At 60.8% G+C, this 15705-nt stretch carries 17 protein-coding genes; 10 read left to right on the plus strand and 7 right to left on the minus strand.

All coding sequences use genetic code 11. The features are described 5' to 3' along the window. The first annotated feature begins 22 nt into the window (after positions 1 to 22). The 3 genes from IB277_RS30465 to gfa all read left to right on the plus strand — a co-directional run bounded on the left by IB277_RS30465 (position 23) and on the right by gfa (position 2874). Positions 23 to 964: an electron transfer flavoprotein subunit alpha/FixB family protein gene (locus IB277_RS30465; protein WP_192372441.1), complete on the plus strand. Its 942-nt coding sequence runs from the start codon at positions 23 to 25 to the stop codon at positions 962 to 964. A 91-nt stretch (positions 965 to 1055) separates the two neighbouring features. Then, positions 1056 to 2183, plus strand: coding sequence for an S-(hydroxymethyl)glutathione dehydrogenase/class III alcohol dehydrogenase (locus IB277_RS30470; RefSeq protein WP_192372443.1), 1128 nt, complete (start codon positions 1056 to 1058; stop codon positions 2181 to 2183). 118 nt (positions 2184 to 2301) lie between these two features. Next, entirely contained in the window at positions 2302 to 2874 is a 573-nt protein-coding gene (gene gfa, locus IB277_RS30475; RefSeq protein WP_060585987.1) for an S-(hydroxymethyl)glutathione synthase, read from the plus strand. Between the two features lie 45 nt (positions 2875 to 2919). Here gfa and IB277_RS30480 read toward each other — a convergent pair whose 3' ends face one another. Beyond that, a complete protein-coding gene (locus IB277_RS30480; protein ID WP_192372445.1) occupies positions 2920 to 4002 on the minus strand; it encodes a hybrid-cluster NAD(P)-dependent oxidoreductase in 1083 nt (360 codons plus the stop codon). Beyond that, positions 3992 to 5245, minus strand: coding sequence for an SRPBCC family protein (locus IB277_RS30485; RefSeq protein WP_192372447.1), 1254 nt, complete (start codon positions 5243 to 5245; stop codon positions 3992 to 3994). The genes IB277_RS30480 and IB277_RS30485 overlap by 11 nt, the downstream gene beginning before the upstream one ends. Before the next feature lie 122 nt (positions 5246 to 5367). On the opposite strand from IB277_RS30485, the gene IB277_RS30490 reads away from it, so the two are divergent. Then, positions 5368 to 6279 carry a LysR substrate-binding domain-containing protein gene (locus IB277_RS30490; protein ID WP_060585982.1) on the plus strand — a complete coding sequence of 304 codons (912 nt, stop codon included), beginning with the start codon at positions 5368 to 5370 and terminating at the stop codon, positions 6277 to 6279. 360 nt (positions 6280 to 6639) lie between these two features. Beyond that, positions 6640 to 7125: a BA14K family protein gene (locus IB277_RS30495; RefSeq protein WP_192372449.1), complete on the plus strand. Its 486-nt coding sequence runs from the start codon at positions 6640 to 6642 to the stop codon at positions 7123 to 7125. 72 nt (positions 7126 to 7197) lie between these two features. Here IB277_RS30495 and IB277_RS30500 read toward each other — a convergent pair whose 3' ends face one another. Together IB277_RS30500 and IB277_RS30505 are read right to left on the minus strand one after the other, a co-directional pair. Beyond that, positions 7198 to 7386, minus strand: a complete 189-nt coding sequence (locus tag IB277_RS30500; protein ID WP_060516808.1) for a hypothetical protein — start codon at positions 7384 to 7386, stop codon at positions 7198 to 7200. A gap of 37 nt (positions 7387 to 7423) precedes the next feature. Further along, positions 7424 to 8209 (minus strand): L,D-transpeptidase, encoded by a 786-nt coding sequence (locus tag IB277_RS30505; protein WP_060585979.1) that lies wholly within the window; start codon positions 8207 to 8209, stop codon positions 7424 to 7426. Between the two features lie 138 nt (positions 8210 to 8347). Between IB277_RS30505 and IB277_RS30510 the strand changes: the two genes are divergently transcribed. Together IB277_RS30510 and IB277_RS30515 are read left to right on the plus strand one after the other, a co-directional pair. After that, positions 8348 to 8695: a helix-turn-helix transcriptional regulator gene (locus IB277_RS30510; RefSeq protein ID WP_060529540.1), complete on the plus strand. Its 348-nt coding sequence runs from the start codon at positions 8348 to 8350 to the stop codon at positions 8693 to 8695. After that, on the plus strand, positions 8688 to 9191 hold the full coding sequence (locus IB277_RS30515) for an SRPBCC family protein (protein WP_060644509.1): 504 nt from the start codon (positions 8688 to 8690) through the stop codon (positions 9189 to 9191). Before IB277_RS30510 ends, IB277_RS30515 begins: the two co-directional genes overlap by 8 nt. A gap of 99 nt (positions 9192 to 9290) precedes the next feature. Here IB277_RS30515 and IB277_RS30520 read toward each other — a convergent pair whose 3' ends face one another. Continuing rightward, positions 9291 to 9515, minus strand: coding sequence for a hypothetical protein (locus IB277_RS30520; RefSeq protein WP_034801898.1), 225 nt, complete (start codon positions 9513 to 9515; stop codon positions 9291 to 9293). A gap of 654 nt (positions 9516 to 10169) precedes the next feature. Here IB277_RS30520 and IB277_RS30525 point away from each other — a divergent pair. The 3 genes from IB277_RS30525 to IB277_RS30535 all read left to right on the plus strand — a co-directional run bounded on the left by IB277_RS30525 (position 10170) and on the right by IB277_RS30535 (position 13654). Continuing rightward, positions 10170 to 11318, plus strand: a complete 1149-nt coding sequence (locus IB277_RS30525) for a mandelate racemase family protein (RefSeq protein ID WP_060516797.1) — start codon at positions 10170 to 10172, stop codon at positions 11316 to 11318. A gap of 17 nt (positions 11319 to 11335) precedes the next feature. Continuing rightward, positions 11336 to 11965, plus strand: a complete 630-nt coding sequence (locus IB277_RS30530) for an SGNH/GDSL hydrolase family protein (RefSeq protein ID WP_034801894.1) — start codon at positions 11336 to 11338, stop codon at positions 11963 to 11965. Between the two features lie 90 nt (positions 11966 to 12055). Next, positions 12056 to 13654, plus strand: a complete 1599-nt coding sequence (locus tag IB277_RS30535; RefSeq protein WP_060585975.1) for an ABC transporter substrate-binding protein — start codon at positions 12056 to 12058, stop codon at positions 13652 to 13654. 453 nt (positions 13655 to 14107) lie between these two features. Here IB277_RS30535 and IB277_RS30540 read toward each other — a convergent pair whose 3' ends face one another. Both IB277_RS30540 and IB277_RS30545 read right to left on the minus strand, forming a co-directional pair. Beyond that, on the minus strand, positions 14108 to 14869 hold the full coding sequence (locus IB277_RS30540; protein WP_034801890.1) for an ABC transporter ATP-binding protein: 762 nt from the start codon (positions 14867 to 14869) through the stop codon (positions 14108 to 14110). Further along, positions 14869 to 15705, minus strand: a complete 837-nt coding sequence (locus tag IB277_RS30545; RefSeq protein WP_034801888.1) for an ABC transporter ATP-binding protein — start codon at positions 15703 to 15705, stop codon at positions 14869 to 14871. The genes IB277_RS30540 and IB277_RS30545 overlap by 1 nt, the downstream gene beginning before the upstream one ends.

Genomic DNA, 15705 nt, shown 5'->3' on the forward strand with positions numbered 1-15705 from the left:
TTTAAGGAAGGGAGATTTTATCATGGCCATTCTTCTTCTGGCTGACCACGACAGCAACCACCTTTCCGACCAGACCGCCAAGGCGCTGAGCGCCGCCTCGAAAATCGCCAGTGGGACTGGAGCCGATGTGCATGTGCTGGTCGCCGGCGCCGGCGCCAAGGTTGCAGCCGAACAGGCCGCCAAGCTTGCAGGCGTTGCCAAGGTGCTCGTTGCCGACGACGCCTCGCTTGCCAACAACCTTGCCGAGCCGCTGGCGGCCCTGATCGTCTCGCTCGCCGGCAACTACGACACGATCGTTGCCGCCGCCACCTCGGTCGGCAAGAACGTCATGCCGCGCGTCGCAGCCCTGCTCGACGTCTCTCAGGTCTCGGAAATCATCGAGGTCGTCTCTTCCGACACCTTCAAACGTCCGATCTATGCCGGCAACGCCATCCAGACGGTGCAGACGACCGAAGCCAAGCGCGTCATCACCGTGCGCACCGCTTCCTTCGCTTCCGCCCCTGAAGGCGGCTCGGCCGCGATCGAGAGCGTTTCTGCTGCCGCCAACCCCGGCGTTTCCTCCTTCGTCGCCGACGCCCTGTCGTCGTCCGACCGCCCGGAGCTGACGTCTGCCAAGATCATCATCTCCGGCGGTCGTGCACTCGGCTCGTCGGAAAAGTTCAGGCAAGTGATCCTGCCGGTGGCCGACAAGCTCGGCGCTGCCGTCGGCGCTTCGCGCGCTGCGGTCGATGCCGGTTACGCGCCGAACGACTGGCAGGTCGGCCAGACCGGCAAGGTGGTCGCGCCCGATCTCTACATCGCCTGCGGCATCTCCGGTGCCATCCAGCACCTCGCCGGCATGAAGGACTCGAAGGTCATCGTCGCCATCAACAAGGACGAAGAGGCGCCGATCTTCCAGGTCGCCGACTACGGACTGGTTGCCGATCTCTTCGACGCTCTGCCGGAGTTGCAGAAGGCTTCGTAGGTCCGTTTTTAAGCGACCGAACCCAGGTGGGCTGACCGTGGTTCGGTTGGCCCTTCCACGCGATTGAAGCATCAACGAAAAGGATACCACAGTGGATGTACGCGCCGCCGTTGCCGTTCAGGCAGGCAAGCCGCTCGAGGTCATGACGGTTCAGCTCGAAGGCCCGCTGGCCGGCGAAGTGCTGATCGAGGTCAAGGCCACAGGCATCTGCCACACCGACGATTTCACCCTGTCGGGCGCCGATCCGGAAGGCCTGTTCCCGGCGATCCTCGGCCATGAAGGCGCCGGCATCGTCGTCGACGTCGGCCCGGGCGTGACCTCGGTGAAGAAGGGCGACCACGTCATCCCGCTCTACACGCCCGAGTGCCGCTCCTGCCCGTCGTGTCTGTCGCGCAAGACCAATCTGTGCACCGCGATCCGCTCGACACAAGGCCAAGGCCTGATGCCCGACGGCACCTCGCGCTTCTCGATCGGCAAGGACAAGATCCACCACTACATGGGCTGCTCGACCTTCGCCAACTACACGGTGCTGCCGGAGATCGCGGTTGCCAAGGTCAACCCGGACGCCCCCTTCGACAAGATCTGCTACATCGGCTGCGGCGTGACGACCGGCATCGGCGCCGTCATCAACACGGCACAGGTGGAAATGGGTGCGACTGCGATCGTCTTCGGTCTCGGCGGCATCGGCCTCAACGTCATCCAGGGCCTGCGCCTTGCCGGTGCCGACATGATCATCGGTGTCGACCTCAACAACGACAAGAAGGCCTGGGGCGAGCGCTTCGGCATGACCCACTTCGTCAACCCGAAGGAGGTCGGCGACGACATCGTGCCTTACCTCGTCAACATGACCAAGCGCGGAGCCGACCAGATCGGCGGCGCCGACTACACCTTCGACTGCACCGGCAACACCAAGGTCATGCGCCAGGCGCTCGAGGCCTCGCATCGCGGCTGGGGCAAGTCGGTGGTCATCGGCGTTGCCGGCGCCGGCCAGGAGATTTCCACCCGGCCGTTCCAGCTCGTCACCGGCCGCAGCTGGATGGGCACCGCCTTTGGCGGCGCGCGCGGCCGCACCGACGTGCCGAAGATCGTCGACTGGTACATGGAAGGCAAGATCGAGATCGACCCGATGATCACCCACACGATGCCGCTCGAAGACATCAACAAGGGTTTCGAACTGATGCATTCGGGCGAGAGCATTCGCAGCGTGGTGTTATACTGAGCGCGGGTTGAGGACCGTTTCCAGACTGCAAATGCACTTTTTGCGCCGCAGCGTGATCTAGCCGGCGGCGCCAACAAGCAGCCGGGCATTGTGCGCCGGCCAGAAGGAGGAGAAGCCCATGCCAAGCATTGCGATCCATCCATCCCTCGACAGCGGGTTCAAGGCGACGGACGCTGCCTTTTCCGGCGGCACGCTGGTCTGCAACTGCGCGAGCAATCCCGTGAAAGTGCGCGTCAAGGGTGATATCGCCCACAACCATGCTTGCGGCTGCACAAAGTGCTGGAAACCCGAAGGTGCGGTGTTTTCGGTCGTTGCCGTCGCACCGACGGCCAACGTCGAGGTGCTGGAAAACGGCAACAAGCTTGCGGTCGTGGACCCGGCGGCGCTGATCCAGCGCCATGCGTGCAAGGATTGCGGCGTACACATGTACGGCCCGGTCGAGCGTGACCACGCGTTCAAGGGGCTTTCCTTCGTTCATCCTGAGCGCTTCCAGGAGGCAGGCTGGGCAAAACCGGGTTTTGCCGCCTTCGTCTCGTCGATCATCGAGAGCGGCTACGATCCGGCAAAAATGGACAGCATGCGCGCGCGGCTGCGCGAACTGGGCCTCGAACCCTATGACTGTCTCAACCCAGTCCTGATGGACGTTCTCGCCACCTGGGCGGCCAAGAAGAGCGGCGCGCTTCCTGCCTAATAGTCAGACCGCTGACTGTCCGCTATGTCGATCGCTAGGCCAAGCCTAGCGATCGACGACGAGATCACTGAGCGGCTTCGAACAGCAAGGAAGGAAAAGCCCCGCATCGATCTCTCGTTGCCTTATCCCGCCATTGTGGTTCATCTCGACCGAACCCGATACGAGCTTGGACTTGCACGTGCCGCAGACGCCGTTCGAACACGATGAGGCGAGTTTTACGCCCGCTTTCTTTGCGCAGGAAAGCACGGTCTGCTCGCCCCCGATTTCGATCTTGCGGCCCTGTTTGGAGAACTCGACCTGGAACGTTCGGGTCGCCGGCTGATCGACGATAGGAATATCCGGGGTGTCAATCACCGCATCGAAGCTCTCCTCGATGTAGTTGGATTGCGGAACGCCGAGTTCGGCAGCGATCGTGCGCGCGGCCGCCATGAACGGCGCAGGGCCGCAGCACATGACAATGCGTTCGGCGATATCGGGAACAGCAAGCTGCAAGTAAGCACCAGATATGCGTCCCGTCAGGCCATGCCAGTTGGTTTCGCCGGTAACGACTTCCGGCAGAAACTGCAAGCGCAGGCCCTTCATCCGGTTGGCGAGTGACGCGAGTTCGTCGCGGAAGATGAGGTCCTTCGGGGTTCGCGCCGCGTGCATGAAGACGACGTCGACAGGCTCGCATGTATCGGCCAATTCGCGAACCATCGCCATGACCGGTGTGATCCCCGACCCTCCCGACAGAAAAAGGTACTTCCGACCGTTCGGGCGAATGAACTGGCCGAGAGGACCGTTCGCCTTGACCTTGGCGTTGACCGTGAGCCGATCGTGAAGCCAGTTCGAGATCTTGCCGTCGGCGACGCGCTTGACGGTCACCGAGAACGCATTGCTGCGCTTCGACGAGGACGAGATGCTGTAGCAGCGGCTTTCCGGCTCGCCCTCGATATCGAGGTCGAACAGGAAATACTGACCGGCTTCGAAGGCAAAACGTTTGCCTTCGGTGGACGCAAAGGTAAAGGTCTTCACGTCGTGTGTTTCCTGATGGACATCGATGCAGACCAGGTCCTCGTCCGCGTCGCGGCTCCAGATATCGCTCGGCTCGAGACGCCCGGCGGGAGAAAAGTTGCTCTTAGTATCCATGGGCGCGCATCCGGTCGATGTACCACGACGCGAATTTGTCGAGGTTTGTTTCGGAGAAGGGCGAGTAGGGACCCGGCACGTAAGCGGGATCTTCGACGCCGGCATGGGAGCGGGCGACCAGTTCGGCGTCCTGCTCGGTTGTGGCGATCCAGACGTTGGTGAGTTTTTCGAGTTCGTAGTCGACCCCCTCGACGGCATCCTTGTGCACAAGCCATTTCGTCCGCACGAGCGTCTTGTCGGCCGAGAGCGGGATGACGATCGAAACGACGGCGTGGTCGCCCATGAAGTGGTTCCAGCTGTTGTGACCCCAGAGATGCATGTCGCCGAGATCCTTGCGCGACATCGTGCCGAGCAGCTTTGCCGATGCAGCGGTCGCGTCGGGCGTCTGGGATTCGCCCGCCCCCGAAATGATCAGCCGTTGCGTCCGAAAGTTGGTGGTGCAGTCCACCAGTTGCTCGACCGCCGCGGAGGGGTAGCCATCTGCCTCCCACCGCCTGGTGCGCTCCTCATAGAGCGAAAAATGCTTCTCCGCCTGGGCGCGATCTTCCGGGCTCAAAGCGTCCGGATCGAAGCCGAAATCGAGGTCGACGAAGGAGACGCAGAGCTCGGGATGGTTGGCGGAACAGTGGTAGCATTCACGGTTGTTCTCGATCGTGAGCTTCCAGTTGCCTTGTTCGATGACATCGGATTCATACGCGACCTTGGCGTTGGCGATATCGTAGGGAGCAAGTCGTTCTGCCATGACCCCGACGAGACGCTCAATATCTTCGGGCGGATCGTTCGAAAGGCAGACATAAACAAGGCCGCCAACCGACTTGAAGATCACGGGCTTGAGGCTGCGGCATTCCTTGTCGAAGCTCTTGCCCATATGGGGCGCATAGCTCAGATCACCGGAAAGCTCATAGGTCCAGGTGTGGTAGGGACAGACAAGCTTCGAAACGATCGTCTTGCCTGGATCGAGCAGTCGGGCGCCTCGGTGGCGGCAGACATTGTGCATGACGCGGATCCCGCCGTCATCGTCGCGCAGGAGGATGAGGCTGGTCTTGCCAATATCGACGACGGTTGCATCGCCCGGCTCCGGTACATCGCATTCAAGCCCAATGCAGATCCAGTGCCGGCGGAAAAAGACCTCCAGATCCGCCTCGAAGACATCCTCTCGCGTGTAGAGACCGGCGGGAAGCGAATGGCCCTCCGCTCTTGCATCAAGCAGCGATGATATGGGAGAAGCAAATGTCTGCAGCATAATTCCACCTTATGTTCCGATCGGAAGCTCGACGGGCTCCACAAAGAGGATCGCTCAGGCGCGGCAGTCGCTCAACGGCACAAATATGCGCGTTTCACATTACCAAATGTAATGGATCCAAGATGGTCAACCTGAGGAAGAAACTACCGCCGCTCACCGCGCTGACGGCCTTTGAGGCAGCGGCTCGATTGTCGAGCTTCACACGGGCCGCGACGGAACTCGGCGTGACGCAGGCGGCTATAAGCAGACAGATCCATTTGCTCGAAGAGGACTTTGGGTTCCCCTTGTTTCGGCGGCTTCATCGCAAGATCGAACTGACTGATAAAGGCCGGCTGCTTTCCGCAGCGGCCGGCGACGCGTTCAATCTTATTGCCGACACCGTTGCGGATCTTCGGTCGGAGGGAGCAGATGACGAGCTGGCAATTGCAGCGACCATCTCCTTTTCACATTTCTGGCTGCTGCCAAGGATCGCTGCCTTTTCTCGAGCCTATCCCGAAATCAAGCTTCGCATCATCACACAAGATGCCCGAACGAGCATCGAGGCTAGCGATGTGGACCTGGCGATCCGCTATGGGACCGGCACCTGGCCGGACGGCCAGGCGGAGTTCTTGTTCGAGGACGAGGTTTTCCCGATTTGCAGTGCAGATTATCTGGCCACGGCGGATCCGATCCGCACGCCGGGAGACCTCATCAATCATCCGCTGATTACGAGCGATATTGATGACCCGACATGGACGGGCTGGGATGAATGGCTTGCAGCATTTTCCGTAAAGGCGCCGAAACGCGCCCGCGGCCTGCGATGCAGCTTCTATACGGAAGCCATTTATGCGGCGATGAACGGGCAAGGCATTGCGCTCGGTTGGAATCGCCTTGTCTCCGACCTTATTCGGCAAACTCGTTTGGTCCGCCTTACCGAAGCCTCCATTCGCACCAGGGCGGCATATTTTGTCGTGGTGCCGGCGAGAAGACCGAAAAAGGAAAGCGGACGGCTGTTCATCGAGTGGCTGCGCGAGGTCTCTGCAATCGCTGAATGAGAAATCGTCCGTAACTTGCGGTCGCGGGGGACCAATTTAGCGCCTCCCGCCACTCTTCTTTTTTAGACACTGAGCGACGGCCGTCTGCTGATCGCTAAATGCTCCTCGACGGCGGGCCGAGGCCGCTCCGGAATAAAACATGCGCCTTCTTCTTTTGGTGCGAACCGCTGCGCTTGCCGAGCACATAAGACCTTTGCCGGCTGCCATCGGACTGAGGTCCTATGGCAGAACCTCTCGCGTTGACTAAGTTCGTCGAAGGGATTCGATCTGTTGATGATCGGTGGCACCTGCATGGTGCCGAGCCCGTTTGGCCCGTTAGGGGTCGAATACCGATCACTTTGACGCTGTAGGTGGGAAATTATGAAGAAAATAGGTGCAGTACTCTTGGCCGCCGGTACGGCGCTATCGGCGGTGTCGGCGCAGGCGGCGCCGATGTTCTCTGTTTCCGCTGGGCAGACGACTTCCCAGCCGGTCGATTTGATCCATCATAAGCCAGGTCATTACGGCGGACCTCCGCACAAGCGCGGCTACGACGTCTACCGTTACGGCGGCAACCGTTACAATGCGGCTCCACGCTACGGCTACTACAATGGCTATGAGGGTTACCGGTACCGCCGCGACGGGTACCGTCGTCACAGTGATGGATGGTGGTATCCCCTGGCCGCATTCGGGACAGGAGTGATCATCGGTGGCGCGATCGCCTCACCGCCTCGGCGGGTCTATTCCAACGCGCCGTCGTCGCATGTCGAACGGTGCTATGACCGCTATCGTTCATACCGTGCCTACGACAACTCCTTCCAACCCTATTATGGGCCGCGCCAGGAATGTGTGTCGCCGTACTACTGACCAGCGAGGCGCCCGGTTGCGAGAATGCGTCGGGTCGCTTCGATGCTCTCCGACACCGTGGTGGGCGCTGCTTCAGCCGCGTTTCTTGAAGTGGCGGCCCAGAATTTGGGGGATCATGCCGCCTGCTAGTAGGGGCTCTACTTCTTGCCCCGTCTCCACGGCTGCTCGGGCCGTCAATTGCTGGCTTTCACCTTGCCGCTCGATTTCGGCCGCGGTGGCGGCGGCTTTATCCGCATCCGCATCGGCCCGGGTGTTTGGCATCCCGCGTGACCGTTAGAAATGGGCTCGAAGCGCCCTCTTATGCGACGACAATCGGGACTTTGGTCGGCGACGCCTTGACCCGGTTGTAGAGATCGACAACGTCCTGGTTGATCATGCGTACGCAACCGGAAGATGCCTGTGTGCCGATGGTCCACCACTCCGGTGAGCCATGCACGCGATAGCCGGTGTCTTGGCCGTCTTTGAAGATATAGTGTGCCCGGGCTCCGAGGGGGTTGTCGAGGCCACCCGGCTGGCCGCCCGTCCATTTCACCAGCTCCGGCTTGCGCGCAATCATCTCTTTGGGCGGCGTCCAGGTCGGCCACACCTTCGTATACTGGATCTCTGCCCGCCCGCTCCACTCGAAGCCGGCCTTGCCGATGCCGACACCGTAGCGGACCGCTTCTCCACCTTCCTGCACCCAATAGAGATGCCGCTCGCTAAGCCTCACCACGATCGTGCCCGGCGCCTCGCCGGTAGGGTCGCGAACGATCTGACGACGGAATTCCGGTTTGACTTTCTGGAATGGGATTGCCGGGATGACGAAGCCATTGTCGGTCAGCGAGGCATACATCGTGCTGTTGTCGGTGATGTTGCTGTCGACACTGATCGGTGGGATTGCCCCGGTCGACATATAGTCAACGCCCGCAGTCGACATCCGACTGGACGGCTCGAACGATGGGAGTTCGAGGGACTGCGAGCAGCCGGAGGCACCAAGCAGGGTCATGACGCCGAGGTTCGAAAGCAGGGCACGGCGGGTGACGAGGTAGCCGGGTTCCGAATTGGTCGCGCCGGAAGTGAGCTTCTGATCTTGCGGGTTACGCATGCACTTTTACCCTAGACGAACGTCGGCATCATGCCTCCGGATCGGCGCAGTTTCACGATTCGTGGTTAAAAAGAAGTGAAAGCGTCCCCCGCCGCGCAGCTTGCGTTTCCTTCGGAAGCAAGTTAAATACTGAACTACATGGTTCAGTATTATAATGCCCCTCTCGATCTCTCGTTCGCGGCGCTGTCCGATGCGACCCGTCGCGGGATCATCGATCTACTTGGGCAAGGGGACGCGTCGATCACCAGTCTGGCGGACAAGTTCCAGATGACACTGACCGGCATGAAGAAGCACGTCCAGGTTCTCGAACGGGCGGGGCTCGTCGTCACGCAGAAGGTCGGACGGGTAAGAACCTGCAAGCTTGGGAAACGTGGCCTTGAGGCGGAGGCCGAGTGGATCGAGGCGCATCGCAAACTCTTCGAGGCCCGCTTCGAAGCACTGGACGAGATCATCAGCGAACTGAAACGGGAGGTAAGCGATGAATGAGCAAGTCAACAAAGCCGCTGGCGCGCAGAACCGCACGTCAGTCGAGCGCAAAGGGGACCGCGAACTCGTCGTAACGCGGACATTCAATGCGCCGCCGAGCATGGTCTACAGGGCGTGGAGCCAGCCCGAGCTGTTCCAGCGCTGGTGGGTGCCAAAATCGGCACCTGGCGTTTCGCTCGTATCGTGCCAGATGGACGTGCGTACGGGCGGCAGGTATCGGCTGGAATTCGGCGCCGGCGGTTCGGACACCATGGCCTTTTATGGCAAGTATCTTGAGGTGGTGCCGAACGAGCGCATCGTCTGGACCAACGATGAGGGCGAAGAGGGCGCAATCACGACCGTGACCTTTAAGGACGAGGGCGGCAGAACGTTGCTGACTTTCCACGAAGTCTATCCGTCCAAGGAAGCGCTTGAGGAAGCACTGCAGAGCGGGGCGGCCGCATTGCCCGAGCAGTTGGATCAGCTCGACGAATTGCTTTCCAGCACCGGCGAGTAGCACAGATCGGGAAACGCTCCCCGGTAGACGTCTGGTCCTTTGACGCGGACTTCACGGCCGTTGGGGGGCTGGGCAAAGGCGCATAGCTGGCGAGGGCGGCTAGAGTATCTCAGTCAACTCGAACAGCGGCAGCGCCAAGCAGACCGACAGAACGTGCCAGGGTTCGCCCTCGACCGTGGCTCCGTCACTCATTTCGCTCAGTGTTAGGTTCGGGGCGACGTCGGCGCATGCCTGCTCGAGCAGGGCGATTGCTTCTTGTGATGTCAGTCCGTCCGGATAGCGGACAGCGTATTTTCGGCGAGGATCTGCTTCGTTCAAGGTCATCTTTGCAAGGCTGTCCGCTGAGGTGATGGCGAAGGTATGCGAAGGATCAGACCTACATCGTGCGGACGGGGAGTGGTTTCGATAGCCCTTCGTTGGTAGCGGCCGCAGTCAAAAAGGATAGGGCAGTCTCGCCGCCGCATTTGTGCTTCCAAAGCGTGTCGTGAAGGAATGGGGTCCCCCACTGTGGCGCTGCCGGGGACACAGCCTTCGATTTCTACCAGAAGCCCTGCTCAGCGGTGCGTAACCGCGAAGAAACCCGGATCAGGACGGGTCTGCCGAGCGTTGCTACAAGCCAGCGCGATTTCCAATCGAGGGCAATTTCACGTCTGGATCCTCGGGGGCTGACTGGAAACCTACCCGGCCCGCAAGTAGACGGTCGTTTCCGTTGCTGTTGCGCATGTTCCCCTCGTTCGGCACGTCAATGTTGATCTCACACGTTGGCCGGTCGCTCGCCTTGCCAAAGCACGAAGTTGTCGCTCCGCTCGCATCATGGCTTGCGTCCCGATCTATGCGAAATCACAGTGTGGCCGGGTTCTTATCAGGTATATTCTAAAAACATGTCATACAGGTTTGACAGGTTGATTGATATCTGTCTAATCTAGCCCTAGACAAGTTGGTGTGGCCAGGCCGCGCCTTTCACATGCCGGAGGACCAATGATCATCACTGACGTCGAAGTGCGGGTTTTCCGCACGACCACGCGCCGCCATTCGGACAGCGCCGGTCACGCGCATCCAGGCCCGCCGCACCAGGTAGAGCAAGCTATGCTGACTGTTCGCACGGAGGACGGCCATGAGGGGCATTCCTTCACGGCGCCGGAAATCGTGCGGTCGCATGTCATCGACAAATTCGTCAAGAAAGTCCTGATTGGCCAGGACCACCGAGATCGCGAGCGGCTTTGGCAGGACCTTGCCCATTGGCAACGCGGATCGGCCGCGCAGTTGACGGATCGCACGCTCGCGGTGGTCGACTGCGCCCTTTGGGACCTCGCCGGGCGGAGTTTGAAGCAACCTGTATACAAGTTGGTGGGCGGCTATCGCGATAAGGTGTTGGCCTACGGTTCCATCATGTGCGGCGACGAACTGGAAGGGGGGCTCGCAACACCTGAAGACTATGGTCGCTTTGCCGAAGCTCTCGTCAAGCGCGGCTATAAGGGCATCAAGTTGCACACCTGGATGCCGCCTGTCAGCTGGGCGCCGGATGTGAAAATGGACATCAAGGCCTGTGCGGCCGTGCGCGAAGCCGTCGGACCGAATATCCGCCTGATGATCGACGCCTTTCATTGGTACTCGCGCACGGATGCGCTCGAGTTGGGGCGGGGACTGGAAAAGCTCGGCTTCGATTGGATCGAAGAGCCGATGGATGAGCAGTCGCTGTCTTCCTACAAGTGGCTGGCCGACAATCTCGATATCCCCGTCGTTGGTCCGGAAAGCGCTGGCGGCAAGCATTGGCACCGTGCCGAATGGATCAAGGCGGGCGCCTGCGACATCTTGCGGACCGGGGTGAATGACGTGGGCGGCATCACGCCGGCATTAAAAACGATGCATCTTGCCGAGGCCTTCGGGATGGAGTGCGAGGTACACGGCAATACGGCGATGAACTTGCATGTCGTCGCGGCGACGAAGAATTGCCGCTGGTACGAACGCGGGCTGCTTCACCCGTTCCTCGAATACGACGACGGGCACGACTACCTAAAGTCATTGTCCGATCCAATGGATCGCGAGGGCTATGTCCATGTCCCAGCTCGGCCGGGGCTCGGCGAGGATATCAACTTCGAGTTCATCGAGAACAACCGCGTGCGGTGAGAAGCGGGGTATCTTTCATGAAAACCATTCTCGCTTTTGGAGACAGCCTGACGTGGGGAGCGGATCCGCAGACCGGGCTACGCCATCCGCCTGAAGGCCGCTGGCCCGAGGTGCTCTCGCGTGAACTCAACGGTGCGGCAAAGGTCATTCCCGAAGGACTTGGTGGCCGCACAACCTGCTATGACGACCATGGTGGACCGGCGTGCCGCAATGGGGCCAAGGCGCTGCAAGTGGCGCTCGCAAGCCACATGCCGCTCGACCTCATCATCGTGATGCTCGGTACAAATGACATCAAGCCCGTGCATGGCGGGCGGGCGGAGGGAGCGGTCTCCGGCGTGCGCCGGTTGGCGCAAATCATCGACACTTTTCCCTACAAGCCAAGTGGTGCGAGGCCAAAAATGCTGATCGTCGCCCCTCCACCCTGTTGCGCCGGTCCGGGCGGGGTGCCAGCGGCGGGACGCAGCATTGCTGAATCAGAGCGGCTTTCTCCGCTCTACCGCAAGCTCGCAGATGAACTTGGACACGCCTTCTTTGATGCCGGCTCTGTCGCACACGCCTCGCGGGTCGATGGGGTCCATCTGGAAGCCGCTGCCACGGCGGCGATTGGCCGGGCGCTCGCAGCACCCGTTGCCGAAATTCTTGGCTGATCTGTCCTGGTGCCTGTGGAGGAACAGGTGGGGCAGAACTTGTAACCGGAAGGCCGAACTCCCGCATGGGCGGCCGCAATAGGAGGAAACATGAAACGCTTTCTAGCAACGGTCGCGTTCGGCGCGCTTCTCATCGCTTCAACGCCACACGGCGTGTTCGCCGAAACTCCGGAAGATCAACTCGTCGTCGCAACGACAATGAGCAACATCCTGACGCTCGATCCCGCTGCCATCACTGGCCGCGAGACCGTACAGGTCCTCAACAACATCTACGATACGCTGGTCATCCTTTCGCCGAAGGACCGCAGTGTCCAGCCACGCCTTGCCGAGCGCTGGGAGGTCTCCGCCGATCGCAATTCAATTCGTTTTCACCTGCGTAGCGATGCGAAATTTGCGTCGGGCAATCCCGTCACGGCTCAGGATGTTGCCTGGAGCCTGAAGCGCCTGCTTGCGCGTAATCTCGCGCAGTCTTCTTTCCTGAAAACAAGGGGCTTCACGCTCGAAGAAGCCGACAAAGCCTTCGTCGCCGAAGACGACCACACCTTCGTTATCAATCTTCCGAAACCCGACGACCCGAACCTGCTGCTGATGATCCTTGCGCAGAACGGACCTGGCTCCATCTTCGACAGCAAGACGGTTCTCGAAAACGAGAAGGACGGCGATCTTGGCGCCGCCTGGCTGACCCTGAACTCCGCCGGTTCCGGCCCATTCACGCTCACGCAGTGGAAATCGAACGAGTACATCATCCTCACGCGCAACGACGACTACTGGGGTGAAAAGGCCGCAATGAAGCGGGTGCTGATGCGCCATCTGCCGGAATCGCAGTCGCAGCGGCTGCTTCTGGAAAAAGGCGACATTGACGTTGCCTATTCCTTGCAGGCGCCGGACCTGAAGTCGCTCGAGGCCGATGAGGCGATCGCCATCGCATCGACACCAGGCTCGGGTTTTTACTACCTCAGCGTCTCGATGAAGGATGAGCGCTTCGCCAACAAGAAAGTGCGCGAAGCACTGCGCTACCTGATCGATTACGAGGGTCTCGACAAGGCTGTCATGCCCTACTACGGCAAGCTGCATCAGCGGCCCTTGTCGACAGGCGTCCTCGGCGCGCTGCCGGACGAAGGCTACAAACTGGATGTGGCCAAGGCAAAGGCGCTGCTTGCCGAGGCAGGCTACCCGGACGGCTTTAAGACGACGTTGCGTGTGCTGTCTGAAGATCCTTTCATGAAGGCTGCGACGGCCATCCAGAACACGCTTGCCCAGGCCGGCATCCAGGCGGAGCTCATCAGCGGTTCGGGCGACCAGATCTACGGCGCGATGCGTGAGCGGAACTTCGAGCTGCTCCTCGGCCGCGGCGGTGGTGGTCAGCAGCCGCATCCCGACAACAACTTGCGCTCCATCGCCTACAATCCCGACAATTCGGACGACGCCAAGCTCACCAATTATCAGAGCTGGCGCACCAGCTTCCATGACGAGAAGCTGAACAAGATGATCGAAGAGGCCCTGGTTGAGCGCGACCAGGCCAAGCAGGCCAAGCTCTACGAGGGCGTGCAGCAGTACATGGACGAGGTCGTCATGTCGATCCAACCCTTCTCGGAAGTGGTCGACACGGCCGCGTACCGCAGCGACGTGAAAGGGATGATCGTCAGCCCCTGGCTCTCGCGCTTCGAAGGTGTCACCAAGGAGCGGTGATCGGCTCCAGGAATTAATAAAATGAAGGAAAGAAGGCGCATGTGACCATGCGCCTTCTTTTTGCATTGAAAAGTGCCGTCGGCCGGGCGCCAACGCGTTGCCGAACGAAATCGGCAACGTCCCCGTGGCTGCCATCGCTCGGTTCTCTCGCTTGAAGCCGAAGTATTCCTCATCTGTGCGGATTTGCGTGGTTACCCACCCATCGCCCTCGCCTCGCGAAGACCTTCATCACCGGTACGTCTGGGGAGGGGCAGCGATTGGCAAGCGTGCCGCGGCCAGGTTCACATGCCCGGGCTGCACTCGCCGAAAAGGTCGCAGGCGTGCTCCCGGGATCATTGGCAAGCTCAGACACCCGATAGTCCTCAACCGGGGCCATCAGGCAAGGAAAAGCCCGGCACAGGACCGGGCGAGTTGGGGAGGAGGTGTCTTCTTTTGGGAGGAGATGCGGCTTGCTCAGTGCGAGCCTTCGTACTCCAGCGAGGCGCCGATCAGCTCACGCGCGTAGGCGTGGGTTGCCTGGTTGCCGGGGATCGCCTCGCGCGGCAGCACTTCGGTGATTTCTCCGCGCAACATGACCGCGAAACGGTCGCACATGTGGTCCACGACGGCCAGATCGTGCGTCACCATGATGTAGGTGAAGCCGCGCTCCTCACGCAGACGCTGAAGCAGGTTCAGGATTTCCGCCTGCACCGAAACATCGAGCGCCGACGTCGGCTCGTCGAGGAGCAGCAGGGAAGGTTCGAGGATCAGCGCCCGCGCGATCGCAACACGCTGGCGCTGGCCGCCCGAGAGCTGGTGGGGGAAGCGATCGAGAAAGGAGACCGGCAGCCCCACATCCGTGATTGCCTTGCGTATGCGCTCCTCCCGGTCGCCGAGCTTGTGGATGACGAGAGGCTCGTTCAGCACCGTGCGAACCGATTGGCGTGGATGCAGCGAACCGTAGGGATCCTGGAAGACCATCTGCAGCGTGCGGCAACGCTCAATCAGCGGCATGTCACGCACCGACCTGCCGCCGATCAGTACGTCGCCGGTCCAGATGTCGGTCAGCATAGAGATGCAACGCAGGACCGTGGACTTGCCTGATCCGCTTTCGCCGACGAGGCCGAAGCATTCGCCCGGCGCCACGGAGAAGGTGACGGTTGGCAACACCTTGACCGCGGTGGGACCGCTACCGAAGGTGATAGAGACATCGCGAACTTCGATAGAGACAGACATCAGGCTTTCTCCTCCAGCCATTCGGGACGGCGATCGAGCACGCGGAGCGGTGCGCGTGGGCCGCCGATCCGCGGCTGAGCTGCCAGCAGGCCACGCGTGTAGGGATGTTGGGCCTTGTCGAGATCGCGGGCGGCCAGCGTTTCAACGATACGGCCGGCATACATGATGAGTACGCGATCGCAGAAATTGCGTACAAGGTTCAAATCGTGACTGATCATGATGAGCCCGATGCCGCGATCCCGCACCAGCCCATCGAGAATGTTCAACACCTGAAGTCGCACCGTGACGTCGAGTGCCGAGGTCGGTTCGTCGGCGATGACGAGCTCGGGATCAGCAAGCAGCATCATGGCAATCATCACGCGCTGCCCCATGCCGCCGGATATCTCGTGCGGATACTGGTCATAAACGCGCTCCGGGTCGCGGATCTTGACTGCCGACAGCATGGCGAGCGCCTTTTCACGCGCCTCCGCCTTGGTGCAATTGAAATGCCGCAGATAGGTTTCCGCCACCTGGTCACCGACCCGGCGAATAGGGTTCAAAGAAAATTTCGGATCCTGAAGGATCATGGACATGCGCCGGCCGCGAACCTTGAGCAGTTCCTTTTCCGAAAGGGCTGTCAGATCAAGCTCGGCAAAGCGCAGCGTGTCGGCGGTAATCGTGGCGCCCGGCAGAAGTCGCAGCAAGGCCCGTCCGACAGTCGATTTGCCGGAACCGGACTCGCCAACGATGCCAAGGCGTTCGCGGCCGAGGGTGAAGGACACGCCGCGCACGGCATCGGTCGCTGCGCCGCCATAGCGGATGCGGAGGTTTTCGACCTGAAGAATGTCTTGGCTCAT

This window comes from Ensifer sp. ENS07 (genome assembly GCF_014852185.1).
Taxonomy (GTDB): domain Bacteria; phylum Pseudomonadota; class Alphaproteobacteria; order Rhizobiales; family Rhizobiaceae; genus Ensifer; species Ensifer adhaerens.